Annotated in this window: 13 protein-coding genes and 1 tRNA gene; 1 reads left to right on the forward strand and 13 read right to left on the reverse strand. The window is 68.8% G+C overall.

All coding sequences use genetic code 11. The features are described 5' to 3' along the window. Nucleotides 1–2 precede the first annotated feature (2 nt). Nucleotides 3–3,182: a sensor histidine kinase gene (locus AC5JCN_RS25815; RefSeq protein WP_495758015.1), complete on the reverse strand. Its 3,180-nt coding sequence runs from the start codon at nucleotides 3,180–3,182 to the stop codon at nucleotides 3–5. A gap of 158 nt (nucleotides 3,183–3,340) precedes the next feature. On the opposite strand from AC5JCN_RS25815, the gene AC5JCN_RS25820 reads away from it, so the two are divergent. Next, complete coding sequence (locus tag AC5JCN_RS25820; RefSeq protein WP_495758016.1) at nucleotides 3,341–3,769, forward strand: MarR family winged helix-turn-helix transcriptional regulator; 429 nt, start codon at nucleotides 3,341–3,343, stop codon at nucleotides 3,767–3,769. A 5-nt stretch (nucleotides 3,770–3,774) separates the two neighbouring features. On the opposite strand, the gene AC5JCN_RS25825 is transcribed toward AC5JCN_RS25820, so the two are convergent. The 12 genes from AC5JCN_RS25825 to ptsP all read right to left on the reverse strand — a co-directional run bounded on the left by AC5JCN_RS25825 (nucleotide 3,775) and on the right by ptsP (nucleotide 15,726). Continuing rightward, a complete protein-coding gene (locus AC5JCN_RS25825) occupies nucleotides 3,775–4,356 on the reverse strand; it encodes a hypothetical protein (protein ID WP_495758017.1) in 582 nt (193 codons plus the stop codon). A 5-nt stretch (nucleotides 4,357–4,361) separates the two neighbouring features. Continuing rightward, entirely contained in the window at nucleotides 4,362–5,075 is a 714-nt protein-coding gene (locus tag AC5JCN_RS25830) for a YoaK family protein (protein WP_495758018.1), read from the reverse strand. Between the two features lie 71 nt (nucleotides 5,076–5,146). Beyond that, nucleotides 5,147–5,992, reverse strand: coding sequence for an alpha/beta fold hydrolase (locus AC5JCN_RS25835; protein WP_495758131.1), 846 nt, complete (start codon nucleotides 5,990–5,992; stop codon nucleotides 5,147–5,149). A 166-nt stretch (nucleotides 5,993–6,158) separates the two neighbouring features. Continuing rightward, nucleotides 6,159–6,554, reverse strand: a complete 396-nt coding sequence (locus AC5JCN_RS25840) for a DoxX family protein (RefSeq protein WP_495758019.1) — start codon at nucleotides 6,552–6,554, stop codon at nucleotides 6,159–6,161. Between the two features lies 1 nt (nucleotide 6,555). Then, nucleotides 6,556–8,445 (reverse strand): amidohydrolase, encoded by a 1,890-nt coding sequence (locus AC5JCN_RS25845; protein ID WP_495758020.1) that lies wholly within the window; start codon nucleotides 8,443–8,445, stop codon nucleotides 6,556–6,558. Beyond that, entirely contained in the window at nucleotides 8,442–8,777 is a 336-nt protein-coding gene (locus AC5JCN_RS25850; RefSeq protein WP_495758021.1) for a XapX domain-containing protein, read from the reverse strand. The genes AC5JCN_RS25845 and AC5JCN_RS25850 overlap by 4 nt, the downstream gene beginning before the upstream one ends. A gap of 15 nt (nucleotides 8,778–8,792) precedes the next feature. Then, nucleotides 8,793–9,446: a hydrolase gene (locus tag AC5JCN_RS25855; protein ID WP_495758022.1), complete on the reverse strand. Its 654-nt coding sequence runs from the start codon at nucleotides 9,444–9,446 to the stop codon at nucleotides 8,793–8,795. A 196-nt stretch (nucleotides 9,447–9,642) separates the two neighbouring features. Next, nucleotides 9,643–9,727 (reverse strand) — tRNA-Leu (locus AC5JCN_RS25860). 163 nt (nucleotides 9,728–9,890) lie between these two features. Beyond that, the gene (locus AC5JCN_RS25865; protein ID WP_495758023.1) at nucleotides 9,891–11,024 is read right to left on the reverse strand and encodes a DUF4167 domain-containing protein; all 1,134 of its coding nucleotides are present in this window, start codon (nucleotides 11,022–11,024) and stop codon (nucleotides 9,891–9,893) included. Between the two features lie 421 nt (nucleotides 11,025–11,445). Beyond that, nucleotides 11,446–12,351, reverse strand: coding sequence for a peptide chain release factor N(5)-glutamine methyltransferase (gene prmC / locus AC5JCN_RS25870; RefSeq protein ID WP_495758024.1), 906 nt, complete (start codon nucleotides 12,349–12,351; stop codon nucleotides 11,446–11,448). 1 nt (nucleotide 12,352) lies between these two features. Continuing rightward, a complete protein-coding gene (gene prfA / locus AC5JCN_RS25875) occupies nucleotides 12,353–13,429 on the reverse strand; it encodes a peptide chain release factor 1 (RefSeq protein WP_495758025.1) in 1,077 nt (358 codons plus the stop codon). Nucleotides 13,430–13,458: 29 nt separating this feature from the next. After that, the gene (gene ptsP, locus AC5JCN_RS25880; protein ID WP_495758026.1) at nucleotides 13,459–15,726 is read right to left on the reverse strand and encodes a phosphoenolpyruvate--protein phosphotransferase; all 2,268 of its coding nucleotides are present in this window, start codon (nucleotides 15,724–15,726) and stop codon (nucleotides 13,459–13,461) included. Nucleotides 15,727–15,883 lie beyond the last annotated feature (157 nt).

Below are 15,883 nucleotides of genomic sequence, written 5' to 3' on the forward strand. Positions count from 1 at the left end.
CGTCAGGCCCTCCCGCTTCCATGATCCGGAGAGATCTCGCCGCGGGAATAGGCGGTCGCAGCGGGGATGGAGAGCTCGATCTCAGTACCCGCGCCCGGCTGGCTCCATACGGCGAGATCGCCGCCGATCCTCTCCACGCGCTCCCGCATGCCCTGCAATCCCCAGTGGCCCTGGCGCCCCCCGGCCGCCGTCGCCGCGTCCATTCCGACGCCGGCGTCGCGGACCCTGACGACCAGGCTCTTGCGCCCGTACGACAACTCGACCTCGATGCGGCTAGACCCCGAATGCCGTGCCGCGTTGCGAACCGCTTCGCGCGCAACCTGATATATTTCGTCGCCCACGAGCGCGCCAACATGGCGTGGCTGGCCCTCGATCACGAGTTCGAAAGCCGGTCGGGTGCGGCCGGACCCGTCGAGTTCCTCGGGAAGCAGGGCGAGGGCGTCGGGAAGCTCGAGTTCCAGGCCTGCATTGGAACGCAGGGCACCCACCTTGTCCCGGCCTTCCGCGACAGCCGCGTCTGCCCTGTCGAGCGCTCCGTCGAGCATCTCGGCCGCTGCCACCGGCCGTGCCGGAAGGGCGTTGCGGATCGCCTGCAGCCTGAGGATCAGGCCCTGGAAGCCCTGCAGGAGGGAATCGTGCACGTCCCGCGCGATGCGTGTGCGCTCGGCCACCCGCTCCTCGAGGCGTATCGCGTATTGCCGGTCGAGTTGCGCCAAACGCACCCTGTAGGCGCCCGCCGCCGCCGCGGCGAGGAGGGCCAGGGCGGCGGCCCTTACCCACCACAGAGCCCACCAGGGCGGCATCACGGTGACGGTCATCGCCTCGCCGGGTTCCGTCCAATTGCTGCGCCCGGTGCGGGCCTGGACCTCGAAGCGATATGTGCCCGCAGGCACCGCGGTGTAGCTCGCGACGCGGCGATCGCTCCCCACCTCACGCCAGCCGGGGTCAAAGCCGGCGAGCTTGTAGCGGTACCGCACGCCTTCCGGATTGCGAAAGCACAAGGCTGCATAGGCGATCGCGAACTCGTTGCGGTCGCTCGGCACATCGAGACGGGGAAGCCCGTCGGGCGGCCCCCTGCGCCGGTCCGACGCGTCCACTGGCACACCGGCGAGCCGGACGTCGGTGATCCCGAGATGAGGCTCGACTTCGGCCTGTGCCGCCTGCTCGGGCCGGAAGGAAACAGCCCCGGCGAAGCCGCCGAAGACCATCTCCCCCGACGCGGCCCGGTGGCAGGCGTTCCAGCCGCTGAGATCGTTGCCGGGCAGGCCGTCCGCGACGGAGAAGGAACTGAACGCGTTCGACGCGAGGTCCAGCCGAGCGATGCCGTTGTTGGTGCTCATCCAGAGAACGCCCTCCGCCTCCTCCAGGAGACAGCTCACCACGTCGCCGGGCAGTCCGTCACCCTTGCCCAGCACGCGAAAGGTCCCGCGTTCCCGATCGAACAGATTGAGGCCGTTCTGCGTGCCGACCCAGACCCGGCCTGCAGCATCGACGAGCACCGTGTTGACCGTGTTGTTGCTGAGGGTGCCGGGTCTCGTGGGATCGTGCGTGTAGCCCTTGAAGGTCCCTGCGGCCGGAGAGAACCGCCAGAGCCCGGAGGTGCTGCCGAGCCAGAGGTCGCCTGACGGATCCCGGGCGATTGAAAAATATCCTTCCGCCGCGCTTTCAGGGTTGCGCTTGAAGGTTTCCGTTCGGCCGGAAGCGGGGTCGAACCGGTTCAGCCCGTTCCAGGTCGCGAGCCACATCGTGCCCTCCGGGTCGACGAAGACGCGGGTGACGATGTCGCTTCCGAGTGAAGACCGGTCTGCATTGTCGTGCCGGTAGCCGGTGAAGGCGCCGGTTTCGAGGTCGAGCCTCAGGAGGCCCTGCCCGAGCGTGCCCGCCCACAGGACGCCCGTCGGGTGTTCGGCGATGGCCAGCACCTCCACCGGTCCGCCGCTGGGGAGCACCTGCGCCCTGGTCTCGCCGGTGCGGCGGTCGATCCGTCCGAGCGCTCCTCCGGCGCCGACCCAGAGCGTCCCGTCCGAGGCGGTGAAGACCGTGTTGACCAGCGTCTCGCCCACGGCCTTGGGATCCGCGACCGGCGTGACCACGCGCTCGAAAGGCAGCTGCACTGCCGGAAAGCTGTTGGGCGGACTGGCGTGGAGGCCGACCCAGATATTCTGCTGCGTATCCTCGAACAGCGCGATGACCCGGTTTTCGGCCAGCGTCTCGACATTGCCGGGATCGTGGCGGTAGGCCGTGAAGGCGTTCCGCTGCCTGTCGAAGCGCAGCAGCCCCTCGCCCATCGTGCCCAGCCAGATCGTGCCGGCATGGTCCTCGAGGATGGCGTAGATTCCGGTCAGGCCCGATCCGCCTTCCTGCCCGCCTTGCACGGCGTAGCGCGTCAGCGTGTTGGTAGCCCGATCATACTGCGCAAGGCCGTTGCCGGAGCCGTAGACGAGCCAGAACACGCCGGCGCGATCCTCGTGGAACGAGAACTCACGCACGCTCTCCCGGAGGGGAACACGTAGGGTCACGCCCCCGGCCGCGCGGTCAAAGGCCTCGAGGCCCTCCCCTGTCGCCACCCAAAAGCCACCCTGATGGTCGAGGCCGGACGACTTGATGTCGTTGCTGCCGAGGCTTCGGGGATCGGCGGGATTGTGTACGAACCGCCGCGTCTCGCCGGTGCGAGGGTCGAGGCGGTAGAGCCCCTGAACCGTCGCAAGCCAGAGGAGCCCAGCTTCGTCCTGGCTGATGTGGTTGACGACCGGGTTGTCTGTGTCGACCCGGACGTGCCGGAACGTCTCCGTTTCCGCGTCGAAGACGTCCAGCCCCTGGTCGCTCCCCACCCACAGCGCGCCATCGCGGGCCTTGAACAGCGCGTAGATGAACACCCCGCTCAGGGTGCCGTCCTGCCCGGCCTCATGCTTGAAAAGACGGTAGTCGCGGCCATCAAAGCGGTTCAGGCCGTGTTGCGTGCCGAACCAGAGGAAGCCCCTGTTGTCCTGCACGATTTGGGCGACCCGGGTCTGGGAAAGCCCCTGCTCCAGCCTGGTGCGCCGGAACCGGATGTCGGCCGCCCTCGCGACGGGGAGCACGACGGTCTGCGGCGCGATGCTGGCGGTCCGAAACTCGGCCGAGCGGACAGGGGCTGCGGCGGCGAGCACGAGACCAGCCAGCAGTCCGACGACCGCTCCCATGGGCCGCCCAGCTCGCCGCAGATCGAACGCCACCACGAACACCCCACTTGTTGGCAGATAAATTACTATTGCACGATATATTTGGAACCAGTCAATCTTCGTGGTACGAGGGCGAACGGACTGGATGGCCGGCCCGTCCTGCGCGCCCGGAAACGACCATGCTCGACCTCGACCAGCACTTCTGCTTCGCGGTGTATTCCACCGCGCACATGTTCAACCGGCTCTATCGCCCGCTGCTCGACGAGCTGGGGCTCACCTACCCGCAATACCTCGTGCTGGTCGTGCTCTGGCACGAGGGGCCGCAGCCCGTCTCCAGGCTCGCCGAACGGCTCAAGCTGGAGACGAGCACGCTGACGCCGATGCTGAAGCGTCTGGAGAAGAGCGGTTTCGTGTCGCGGACCCGCAGTGCGGAAGACGAGCGGGTGGTCACTGTGGACCTCACCGCCAAAGGTCGCGAGGCCGCTGCCCGGGTGCCGCAGGTCAATACGGCCATCGCAGAGGCCATCGGCGAAACGGCCGAGCAGCGCGAGGCCATTCAGAAAGCCCTCCTGCAGATCCGTGACCGGCTGGAGGCCGCGACCGCCTGAGCCGGCTAGATGGGCGCCCGCCTGACAGGGCGGAAGCGTCTGCCGCGAAGGCGGCCGGCGCGGATGGCCGCAGCGATCTCAGGCCAAGTGGCAGGCACTTCCTGGCGCAGCAGGCGGCTGAGATAGCGGCCATGCAGCCTGGCCCGGCGCAGCGTCTCGCGATGATCCTCCACCCATTGCTCAAACAGCTCGGGAGTGCAGAGGTCCTTGTCCCCGAGCTCCCCGATCCGCCCATCGAGCCAGCGGATGCGATGGTAGAACTCGATGAGCTCGATCGCGGTGCGGACCGAGAAGAGGCCGATGCGTCCGGAATTGTTGGCGTAGACCGAAAGGTCCCTTCGCCACAGCGAGAGCTCGTGCCGCAGGCGGCCGGAGAGCTCCGGTGCCCCTCCCGAGTACATGTCGATCCGCGCCTTGTAGCGCAGCAGGCCGCGCTGGATGGACTTGATCTCGGCCAGCAAAGCGAGCCCGTATACGCGCCTTTCCGTCCGCCTCTGCCGGCTCAGGTTCAGGAGCGAGCCGATATAGCCCGTCACCACGCTGACGAACGCCGAGACGAGAACGGTGGCGAGCGAAATGGTGGGCACGGCCGCTATGTCCGGCGCGCAAACGCCGCGAGTGCCAGTACGACCACGACAGGAACCGCGAGGCAGGCGAAGCCCAGCGCCGCATAGCCGAAGGCGCCGGCGATTGCTCCCGCCGCGAAAGCCGCCACGGCGGGCGCCATCTTGCCGGCGCGCGACGCGGCCTGTGTGCGCACCTCCGGAGCAACGGGTCGGGAGAGATCGACGAGATCGATGACGAGCTGCGTCACGTTGCCCGTCATCACGGTCGATGGCGTGGAGGTCGACAGCAGCAGGCGGGCCTTGGCGTTCTGGATCGCCATCGCGGTGACGCCGAGGAGACCCGTGAGGAGTTCCGGCCACCCGTCCGGCTGGCGCGGCGGCGTGATGGCGATCCCCGCCACCATGAAGGCGAGAAGGAGCAGCCCCTGGGCCACGAGCAGCGGGCGCAACGGAGCGCGGCCAGACGCCTCCATCGCCGCCACCGCGAGCCGGGTCGCGGCAACGGCTGCGACGAAGGTGGGCAGGGCCAAGAGCTTGGTGAGGATGCCCTGGGACGGGCCGACCAGCTCGGCCCCGATCAGCACGAAGTTGCCGGTGACGTGCGCCGTGAACAGTCCGAACAGGGCGATGAAGCCGCAGGTGTCGACGAAGCCTGCCGTGAAGGCCAGCGCCACCGGCAGCACGACGCCGGGCATGCGGTGCGCTGTGGCACCGGAAGTTGCGGCGGCACTGGCGGACATGGCGATTGCCCCGGTCTGGATGCGGATCGTGCAGGAGGCGGAGGGCGCCGCGCGTCGCGGCGCCCCCTGGATCAGGCCTTGCCCTTGATGAAGGCGAGCAGGTCCGGATTGAGCGTCGCGGCCTCCGTTGTCAGCATTCCGTGCGGATAGCCCTTGTAGACCTTCAGCGTGCCGTTCTTGAGCAGCTTGACGGACTTGAGCGCGGAATCGGCGATCGGCACGATCTGGTCGTCGTCACCGTGCATGACCAGCGTCGGAACGGTGATGGTCTCCAGATCCTTCGTCTGGTCGGTCTCGGAGAAGGCCTTGACGCCGTCGTAATGGGCCTTGGCGCTGCCCATCATGCCCTGCCGCCACCAGTTCTGGATGACCCCCGGCATCACCTTCGCGCCCTCGCGGTTGAAGCCGTAGAAGGGGCCCGTGGGCACGTCGAGGAAGAACTGGGCGCGGTTTTCCGCCGTGGCCTTGCGAAAGCCGTCGAACACCTCAAGAGGCAGCCCCTCGGGATTGGCCTCCGTCTTCAGCATCAGCGGCGGGACGGCGCTGACGAGCACCGCCTTGGCGACACGCCCGGCCGGCTGCCCGTGCTTCGCGACATAGCGCGCCACCTCGCCGCCGCCCGTCGAATGACCGATATGGACGGCGTTCCTGAGGTCGAGGTGCTCGGCCACCGCGAACGCGTCGGCAGCGTAGTGGTCCATGTCATGGCCTTCCGAGACCTGCTGCGAGCGGCCATGACCGCGCCGGTCGTGCGCCACGACGCGGAAGCCGTTCTGGAGAAAGAACAGCATCTGCGTGTCCCAGTCGTCCGAGGAGAGCGGCCAGCCATGGTGGAACATGATCGGCTGGGCATCCCTTGGGCCCCAGTCCTTGTAGAAAATCTCGACGCCATCCTTGGTCTTCACGGTGCTGGTCATGTGGTGATCTCCTTTCGGGGGCTTGGAGGCGGGGGTGGCCGCGAGGACCTCGGAGACGAGGTGGCCCGGGGCGAGCATCGTTGCGGGGACGATCGCCGCGGCCGCGGCCAGGGTCTCGCGCCGGCTCAGGCGAAGGGGGGGTCTGTCGGTCTCGTGGCTCATGCGGTCACTCCTGCCGGGGGAAAGCTGGCCCCTGGAGCGCCACGAAGACGAAGGCGCCTGCGAGGCCCAGGTGCTCGAAGAATGCGTTGGTCGCCATGGCCCGGTCCGGGCCGGCCGGCATGGTCCAGAAGCGCAGCGCGATCAGGGTGGCCGCCATCGTGAACACGGCGAGCGCCAGCGCCGCGGGGCGGCGTCGTACGCCGGTGACAACCATCAGCGAGGCCGCGAGTTCGAACACGATCACGCCAGCTGCGACGGGACCGGGCGGACGCAGGCCGAAATGCAGCATCTCGGCCTGCGCGCCGGGCCAGTCGGCGAGCTTCGTCAGTGGCCCCTGGATGTAGGCCGAGCACAGGGCCAGCAAGGCGAGGCGCGAGAGCAGCGGATGACGGGCCACCATCTCAGACGGCCCAGCATGCGCATCCGAGCGCACCCCAGAACGAGCGCAGGTCTTCGACGGGTGCCCGGCCGGACCACGCCCTTGCATGATCGTGGCCGTGCACGCCGCACGACGTCCCGCAGGAACACGCGGCCGCTGACATGCGGCGCAGCGTTTGGCGCTCTGCGCCCTCCTGTTCTGCCCAGGCCCCGTAGCCGCCGAACCTTCGCACCGGCGACCAGTCCGGCATGGCCGGCGGCACCTCACCCTCGTCGTGAGCGACGAAGTCGCCGGAAGCCCACACGATCCTGCCTCCCACCATCGTCAGGTCGGAGCTGAGATGCGCCATCTCGTCCTCCGGGCACGAAAGGAAGTCCGCGCTGGGCACCACGAGGTCGGCGAATTGGCCCGTCGCGATGCGGCCCTTCAGCCCTTCCTCGTTGGAAAACCAGGTGACGTTCTCCGTCCACATCCGCAGCGCCGTCTCGCGGTCGAGGCAGTTGCGGCGCGGATAGAGGCCGAGGCCGCCGACCGTTCGCCCCGTGACGAGCCACGCCAGCGAGACCCAGGGATTGTAGGACGCGACCCGCGTCGCATCGGTGCCGGCGGAGACGTGGACACCTTTCTCGAGCATGCGCGTGACGGGCGGCGTCGCCTCCGCCGCGGCATGGCCGTAGCGCTCGACGAAATCCTCGCCCTGGTAGGCCATGCGGTGCTGCACGGCGACGCCGCCGCCCAGCGCCGCGACGCGGTCGATGGAGCGCTCGGAGATGGTCTCGGCGTGGTCGAAGAACCAGTTCAGGCCTTCGAGCGGGATATCCCGGTCGACCTCCTCGAACACGTCCAGGGCGCGCGAGATCGTCTCGTCATAGGTGGCGTGCATCCGCCATGGCCAGCGGTTCTCGGCCAGGATGCGCACCACTCCCTCGAGGTCGTCCTCCATCTCAGCCGGCATGTCCGGCCGGGGCTGGCGAAAGTCTTCGAAGTCGGCAGCGGAGAAGACGAGCATCTCGCCCGCGCCGTTGTGGCGGAAATAGTCGGTTCCCTGCTTGTAGGCGGAGGTCCGGGTCCAGTTGAGGAAGTCGTCCTTCTCCGCCTTCGGCTTCTGCGTGAAGAGATTGTAGGCCAGCCGGATGGTGAGCTGGCCCTCGTCGGCGAGGCGCTGGATGACTGCATAGTCGTCGGGGTAATTCTGGAAGCCGCCGCCCGCATCGATCGCGCCGGTGACGCCGAGCCTGTTCAGCTCGCGCATGAAATGGCGCGTCGAGTTGAGCTGGTACTCGAAGGGCAGCTTCGGCCCCTTCGCGAGAGTGGCGTAGAGGATCGCGGCATTGGGCTTGGCCAGCAGGAGCCCCGTGGGGTTGCCGGCGCCATCGCGCAGGATCTGCCCGCCCGGCGGCTCGGGCGTATCCCGCGTGTATCCGACGGCCCGCAGCGCCGCCCCGTTCAGCAGCGCGCGGTCGTAGAGGTGCAGGATGAAGACCGGCGTGTCGGGCGCGACGGCGTTGATCTCCTCCAGCGTCGGCAGGCGCTTCTCGGCGAACTGGTGCTCGGTGAAGCCGCCGACGACCCGCACCCATTGCGGGGGCGGCGTAACGGCCACCTGCCGCTTCAGCATGGCCATGGCGTCCGCGAGGGAGGGCACCCCGTCCCAGCGCAACTCCATGTTGAAGTTCAGGCCGCCGCGGATGATGTGCAGGTGGTTGTCGATGAGCCCCGGGAGCACGCGGCGGCCCCGGAGATCGATGACGCGGGTCGACGGACCGGCAAGCGCCCTCACCTCGCGCTCGGAGCCCACGGCCGTGAACACGCCATCGGATATCGATACGGCCTCGGCCTGCGGATTGGCGCGGTCGAGCGTCGTGAAGCGGCCGTTGCGCAGGATCAGGTCGGGTGCATTCGGCGCAGTCATCCCGGTTCTCCATCGCTGGACGGCATGGCTCTGGTGGCGGCAGGAGCAGGCGGACGAAGCCCGGAAGCCGGCGCTCCACCCTCGGCCAGGGCTGCGTCCCCGCCGCGAGGCAGCGCGCCGAAGACATGCGGCCGGATATGGCTCATCCAGCCGAAGGCGGCGGGATCGCGCGTCCACAGCGCCTTCGCCAGTGGCGGGATCTGCTCGCCCACGAGGATGCCGAGCAGGCCGACGAGCGCCACGACGGGCGGCGCGGGCGAGCGTACCTGAAGCATCGCGTAGACCACCCCGACGAGCAGGCCTGCCCCGAGAGAGGCGAGGTAGAGCTTCACGTCCACCTCCGCCGCTCAGCCTTCGTGGGCGTTGAACATGCTCTTGGCATAGGTGATGCCGAGCCCGTAGGCGCCGCCCCAGACCTTCGCGATACCCGTCGTCAGCTCGTAGGTATCGCCACGCGCCCAGTCGCGCTGCAGCTCGAGGAGGTACTGGAGCGAGGTCATCGGCCGCGCCCCGGCCTGCACCATGCGGTCCATGGCGCGCTCATGCGCCTCTTCCGACACGTCCCCGCAGGCGTCGCCGATGACGTAGACCTCGAAGCCCTGGGACATGGCCGACAGCGCGGGCCCGACGATGCAAACGGACGTCCACAGCCCGCACATCACCACCCTGTCCTTGCCGATCGCGTTGACCTTCTCGATCACGTGCACGTCCTCCCAGGTGTTCATGGAGGTGCGGTCGAGCAGCGGATCCTTCGGAAAGGCGGAGGTGATCTCGTCGTACATGGGGCCGGAGAAGGACTTCTCGGCCACCGTCGTGAGAATGGCGGGAACGCCGAAGCCGGCGGCGGCACGGGCCACCAGCGCCGCATTGTTGCGCAGGAGCACGGGGTCGATCGACTTCGTCGCAAACGACATCTGCGACTGGAAGTCGATCATCAGCAGGGCATGGTCGCGCGGCGTGAGGAGCGACGGCGAGGGCGTGGCCGAGGCAATGCGGGGCATGGTGTCGTCTCCGGACTTGCGGTTCGGCGACGACCCTAGCGTCATGGGGCAAGGCCCAAAGACTTGGAGGGGTCGGCCGGACCCCCCTCAATCGGGGGTTGCGCAACGAGCTGGAACAGAGGCGCGATACAGGTGTCTGCGTTTCGCCGTCCGTGGGAATGACGCGAAATGATCAGACGAGAGCGACGCTGTGGAATGGTGCCCCTGGCCGGGATCGAACCAGCACTCCTTGCGGAACTCGATTTTGAGTCGAGCGCGTCTACCAGTTCCGCCACAGGGGCATGCCCCTGGGGGCAGCGGCGCGGATCATAACCGCGGAGCCGCCGAGGTCAACGCCGCCGCTGCCGATCGCGGTGCCTGATTGCGCGGGCCGCCAGAAAGCAGAAAGGCGGCCACGAGGCCGCCCTTCGATCTCACATCCCGCCGGGAGGCGGGCAAACCGGATCAATCGCCGGCGGTCTCGTCGACACCGGCCGGAGCGGCCTCGGCCTTGGCGCGGGGCGTCCGCCGACGGCGTGCGCGCACCGGAAACTCCTCGCCGGCAGCCTCTTCGACAACGGGAGAAGACGCGGGAGCCTCGGCGACCGGTTCGGGAGCAATCACCCGCACGGGAGCCGTGATGAAGGCCGGGAGCGCGGCATCGTCAGCCACGGGCGCCGAACGCTCAGCACGCTCGCGGCGCGGGCGTTCCTGACGCTCGGGGCGATCCTGACGCTCGGGGCGATCCTGGCGCTCCGGACGATCCTGGCGCTCGGGACGATCCTGCCTTTCAGGCCGCTCCTGACGCTCGGCGCGTTGCTCCTGACGCTCGGGACGGTCCTGGAATTCCTGCCGCTCGGGCTGCTCGCCCGCCGGCCGGTCCTGGCGATCCTGCCGGTCGAAGCGCGGCTGGTCGGGACGCGGGCCACGGCGGCCGAACCGGTCGTCGCGACGGCCCTGGAAGTCGCCACGCGGCTGGAACTCGCGTTCACCCCTCTGGTCGCCACGCGGCTGAAACTCGCGCTCGCCCCTCTGGTCACCCCTGGGCTGGAACTCGCGTTCGCCCCTCTGGTCGCCCCTCGGCTGGAAGTCGCGCTGCTCCCGAGGCTGGTAGTCACGCTGCTCGCGAGGCTGATACTCGCGCTGTTCACGCGGCTGGTTCTGCTCGCGCGGCTGAAACTGCCGGGGCTGGAACTCGCCGTCGGGCTCCATCATCGACGCCTGCGGGAACCGCACGTCGGGCTGGGGAGAGCCGTTGATGTAGGGGTTGCCGTCCTCGTCCGTGTCGTCCTGGTCGAGGTCGGCGTTCGGATCGTAGGGGCGATAGGACGGGTTCGCCTGGCGAAGCTGCTCGTGCGCCGCCGCGATCAACCGGAGATAATGCTCGGCGTGCTGGAGGTAGCTCTCCGCGGTGACCGGATCGCCGGAGGCCTGCGCGTCGCGTGCGAGCTGCAGGTACTTTTCGGCGATGTGCTGCGCCGTGCCGCGGATCTTTACGTCGGGACCGTTCGACTCGTAGGTCCTGGACAGCGGGTTGGGACCCTTGCCGTTCCTGTTACGCCCGCGCATGCGCTTGTTGTTCTGATGCTGGGGTCTCATCGAGGGTCCTTCATGACACGTCGCGTCTTCGCTTGGGTTTGGCCTGCGCACATGCGCAGCGGCTCCGGACAGGCCGCCGGGCTGTGTGAGTCGGGAGGTTGATCGAGGCGTTCGAGCCCTCATTCCTCGTCTGGCGGGCCATACCATGCGCCGCCGTGCCGCCACCATGCCGCTTTCGCGAAGCCGGGACGTCACCGTTGCCGGAATCTATCGTCAATCCGTTGCCCGACCCTGAAGGGTCGAAAGCCAGGTCCCGGAGAACTTCACCTCAACGCCGTTGCCGGCATACGGTTTCGATCTCTACGGGCCGGACCGGCGCTGTCGCGCGCGGCCTTGGCCGACGATTCATGCGATTACCCTAGTGCGTCTGCTGCCGAAAACCAAGTGGTTTCCGAGGCGCAGATGCGTTTTTCCATCATGTTCAAGGGCGTGCACGGGCAACCAGTGCCCGCGGACGGTTACCGAAATCTGCAAACGGCCCCTCCACGGTGAAGCCGGCCTGCTCCAGCAGGGCGGTCACGCTCGCCGCCTGGTCCGCGCCGATCTCCAGGGCCGCGATGCCGCCCGGCAAAAGCAGCCCTCCGAGCGCGGCGGCGATGGCGCGGTAGGCCGCAAGTCCGTCCGGCCCGCCCGACAGGGCGAGCCTGGGATCGTGCACCCGGACCTCGGGTTCCAGCCCCTCCAGAACGGGATCGGCGATGTAGGGCGGATTGGACACGACGAGATCAAAGCGGCCCTGCACCGCCTTTTCCCAATCCGATACCGCGAACTCGGCCCGGTCCGCGACGCCGTTGCGGGCGGCGTTGAAGCGGGCGGCTTCGACGGCTTCGGCGGAGAGATCGACGCCGACGCCGGTCGCGCCGGGCATTTCGTGCAGCAGGGCAACGAGCAGGCAGCCCGAGCCGGTGCCGAGATCCAGAATCCGTAGTCCGTCGCTCGCCTTGCGGCGGGCCCCCAAGGCGACGAGTGCGGCGGCCACCACCGTCTCACTGTCGGGGCGCGGCACGAGGGTCGCTGGCGTCAGCGTGAAGGGAAGGCTCCAGAACTCCCATTCGCCCAGGATGCGCGCCACCGGCTCGCGCGTGGCGAGGCGGCGGGCGGCATGGCCCGCGAGCCGCGCAGCTGCCTCCGGCCCCAGCGCCTCGCGCGGCGACCGGATGAGGTCGGTGTGCTGCAGCTTCGCGGCTTCCAGCAGCAGCAGGCGCGCGTCGCGCTGCGCCGTCTCGATCCCGGCCTCGCGGAACACCTCGCCCAGCCGCTTCAGCGCCTCCAGCCGCGTCGTGCCGGCTTCGATGGAGAGGGCGTTCCCGCCAGCATACGCCGACATCTCAGGATGCCTCTGCCGCCAGCAGCCCTGCCTGGTGCTCGGTGGTGAGCGCGTCGACAATCTCGTCCAGGGCAAGGCCGTCCATGACCTGGGGCAGCTTGTAGAGGGTCAGGTTGATGCGATGATCGGTGACGCGGCCCTGCGGGAAATTGTAGGTCCGGATACGCTCGGACCGGTCTCCGCTGCCCACCTGCGACCGCCGCTCGGCCGACCTCGCCTGATCGCGCTTCTGCCGCTCGAGGTCGAAGATGCGGCTGCGCAGCAGTTCCATCGCCTTGGCGCGGTTGCGATGCTGTGAGCGCTCCTCCTGCATCATGACGACGATGCCGGTGGGCAGGTGGGTGATACGGATGGCGCTTTCGGTCTTGTTGACGTGCTGGCCGCCCGCGCCGCCGGCGCGCATCGTCTCGATGTTGAGGTCCTTGTCGTCGATCGAGACGTCGACCTCGGCGGCGATGGGCAGCACGGCGACGGTGGCCGCGGACGTATGGATGCGCCCGCCGGCCTCGGTTTCCGGCACGCGCTGCACCCGGTGCACGCCGCTCTCGAACTTGAGCCGGGCGAACACGCCCTCGCCCTGGATCTCGGCGATGATCTCCTTGTAGCCGCCCATGGTCCCCTCGCTTTCCGAGAGGATCTCGACCTTCCAGCGCTTCAAGTCGGCGTAACGCTGGTACATGCGGAAGAGGTCCCCCGCAAAGAGCGATGCCTCGTCGCCGCCCGTCCCGGCACGAACTTCGAGAATGGCGCCGCGCGCATCGGCGGCGTCTCTCGGCAGCAGCATCAGCCGGACCTGCCGCTCCAGCTCGCCGCAGCGCGCCTGCACGGCCTCAGCCTCCGCCTCGGCGAGTTCGCGCATGTCTCCGTCCACGGCGGGATCGGAGAGCATCGCCTCGACGCCGGCGCGCTCCTCGAGCGCGGACCGGTACTCCCGCAGCGCGACCACGACAGGGTCGAGTTCGGCGAGCTCGCGCGACAGCGAGACGATGGTGTCGCTGTCGGCCGTGGCGGCGAGGCGGTCCGTAATGACCGCGTGGCGCATCATGATGGCGTCGAGCTTGTGGACGGGAAGGGTCATGCGGAAACGGTCATCAACTCAGCGTGCGTTCAAAGGGGAACGCCATGCTCCACGGCGAAGGCCACAAGATGGGGACGCAGCGACGCCGCGCCATCCTTCGCGTCGAGGATGGGCATGAAGCGCTCGCGCAGTCTGGCAAGGTCGAGAGACAGCAGCATCGCCTTCACCGGCCCGATGGAGGCCGGCGACATCGAGAGCGACCGGTAGCCGATAGCGAGCAGCGCCATGGCCTCGACCGGCCGGCCGGCCAGTTCACCGCAGACCGTGACCGGGATGCCGGCCCGCTCGCCGGCCTGTGCCACCATCCGCAGCGCGCGCAGGAAGGCCGGGCTCATCGGGTCGAAGCGGTCGGCCATCTGGGCGTTCTCGCGGTCGGCCGCGAACAGGAACTGCATCAGGTCGTTGGAGCCGACGGAGAGGAAGTCCGCCACCGCGGCGATCTCGTCGATCTCGTAGAGGAGGGAAGGAACCTCCACCATCACGCCGAGCCTGAGTTCGGTCGGCGGCTCGTAGCCGTGGCGGGCGAGATGGGCCTGCTCGCGCTCGACGATGGCGCGGGCGCGCATGAACTCGTCGACCGTCGCGATCATGGGGAACATGACCTTGAGCTCGCGGCCGGCGGCGCCCTTCATCATGGCGCGCAGCTGCGCGCGCAGGAGGCCCGGCCGGTCGAGTCCGATGCGGATGGCGCGCCAGCCCAGCGCAGGGTTCTCCTCCTCGACGGTCCGCATGTAGGGCAGCACCTTGTCGCCGCCGATGTCGAGCGTGCGGAAAGTCACCGGCCGCCCACCCGCGGATTCGAGGACGTGCCGGTAGAGCTCCAGCTGCTCCGTCGCCGACGGCAGCCGCTCGGCGATCATGAACTGAAGCTCGGTGCGGAAGAGGCCGATGCCTTCCGCGCCGGTCTCCTCCAGATGCGGCAGGTCGACGATCAGGCCGGCGTTCAGGCACAGGCTCACCGTCTGGCCGTCGATGGTGACGGCCGGCAGATCGCGCAGCTTGCGGTACTGCTCCTGCCTGCGGGCGCGCAGGCGTGCCTTCTCGCGGAAGGCGCTCTCGACGTCGGGCTGCGGGCGCAGGTGCACCTGCCCGACGCCGCCGTCCACGATGATGGCGTCACCGTGTTCGGCGAGGCTGGTCACATTCTCGACATTGCCCGCCGAAGGGATGCCGAGCGCCCGGGCGACGATGGCGATGTGGCTTGTCGGACCGCCCTCCTCCAGCACAAGGCCACGCAGGCGGGAGCGGTCATAGTCGAGCAGCGCCGCCGCACCCATGGAGCGGGCCACCAGGATGGCGTTGTCCGGCAGCGGCGCGTGCGTCGGCACGAGATCCTGGCCGGTCAACCGGTGCAGGAGCCGGTTGGCGAGCTCGTCGAGGTCATGCAGCCGCTCGCGCAGGTACGGGTCGGTCTGCCGCAGCATGCGGGCCCTGGTGTCGGACTGCACGCGCTCCACCGCCGCCTCGGCGGTCAGGCCCGAGCTGACCGCCTCGCGCAGGCGCCGCATCCAGCCCTGGTCGTGGGCGAACATGCGGAACGTCTCCAGCACCTCCCGGTGCTCGCCGCCATGGGCGACGTCGCCGCGCTCGATCAGCCTGTCGATGGAGGAGCGCAGGTCGGCGACCGCGGAGTCGAGCCGGTCGAACTCCTTCTGCGGATCATCCGCGATGAGGTTGGACACCTCCACGCGGGGCTCGTGCAGCACGACATAGCCGAGCCCGACCCCGTCGGAGAGCGGCTGCCCGGCGAGGCTCACCGGGCGGCGCAGCGCGATGTCCGCGCCGGGGCGGACGAGGGTCTGGAGTTCGCCGGAAGCGATGATCTCGGCGAGCACCATCGCCGTCGTCTGCATCGCCTCCACCTCCTCCTCGGAATAGAGGCGGTGGGCGCGGTTCTGGACGACGAGCACGCCGAGCGTGTTGCCAGCGCGCAGGACGGGCACGCCGAGGAAGGACTGGTAGATCTCCTCGCCCGTCTCCGGCTTGTAGGAGAAGGCGGGGTGCGATTGCGCGTTGGGCAGGTTGAGCGGTTGTGCCTTCTGGGCGATGAGCCCGACGAGGCCCTCGCCCGCACGCATGGTGGTGAGGTGGACCGCCTCGCGCTTCAGGCCTTCGGTGGCATAGAGCTCGAGGGTGCTGTCCGCCCGCAGGACGTAGAACGAGCAGACCTCGGCGACCATGTTGTTGGCAATGAGGACGACGATCTTGTCGAGGCGCGCCTGTGCGCTGACCGGCTCCGCCATGACCTCGCGGAGGCGGCGCAACAGAAGGCGCGGTCCGCCCAGGGCGCCTCGCATCGAAAAAAGTCCCCGTTTCCTCGTCGCCCTGGTTCCGGGGCGCTACGAATCGTGGGCCAATCCGCGCGCGGGCGGCCCTCCACTCCGGTTTACCCCACGTGACCGACCCAATGCAAAGACCACACCGTCCCGCACCGGAGCGGCGGGAGCCGCACCG

It is taken from the genome of Alsobacter sp. (assembly GCF_059501845.1).

Excerpts from the sequence above, each read along its gene's own strand:
- AC5JCN_RS25815 (WP_495758015.1), bottom strand. The coding sequence starts at position 3,182 with ATGGGAGCGGTCGTCGGACTGCTGGCTGGTCTCGTGCTCGCCGCCGCA.
- AC5JCN_RS25820 (WP_495758016.1), top strand. The coding sequence starts at position 3,341 with ATGCTCGACCTCGACCAGCACTTCTGCTTCGCGGTGTATTCCACCGCG.
- AC5JCN_RS25830 (WP_495758018.1), bottom strand. The coding sequence starts at position 5,075 with ATGTCCGCCAGTGCCGCCGCAACTTCCGGTGCCACAGCGCACCGCATG.
- AC5JCN_RS25835 (WP_495758131.1), bottom strand. The coding sequence starts at position 5,992 with ATGACCAGCACCGTGAAGACCAAGGATGGCGTCGAGATTTTCTACAAG.
- AC5JCN_RS25840 (WP_495758019.1), bottom strand. The coding sequence starts at position 6,554 with ATGGTGGCCCGTCATCCGCTGCTCTCGCGCCTCGCCTTGCTGGCCCTG.
- AC5JCN_RS25845 (WP_495758020.1), bottom strand. The coding sequence starts at position 8,445 with ATGACTGCGCCGAATGCACCCGACCTGATCCTGCGCAACGGCCGCTTC.
- AC5JCN_RS25855 (WP_495758022.1), bottom strand. The coding sequence starts at position 9,446 with ATGCCCCGCATTGCCTCGGCCACGCCCTCGCCGTCGCTCCTCACGCCG.
- AC5JCN_RS25865 (WP_495758023.1), bottom strand. The coding sequence starts at position 11,024 with ATGAGACCCCAGCATCAGAACAACAAGCGCATGCGCGGGCGTAACAGG.
- prmC (WP_495758024.1), bottom strand. The coding sequence starts at position 12,351 with ATGTCGGCGTATGCTGGCGGGAACGCCCTCTCCATCGAAGCCGGCACG.
- prfA (WP_495758025.1), bottom strand. The coding sequence starts at position 13,429 with ATGACCCTTCCCGTCCACAAGCTCGACGCCATCATGATGCGCCACGCG.
- ptsP (WP_495758026.1), bottom strand. The coding sequence starts at position 15,726 with ATGCGAGGCGCCCTGGGCGGACCGCGCCTTCTGTTGCGCCGCCTCCGC.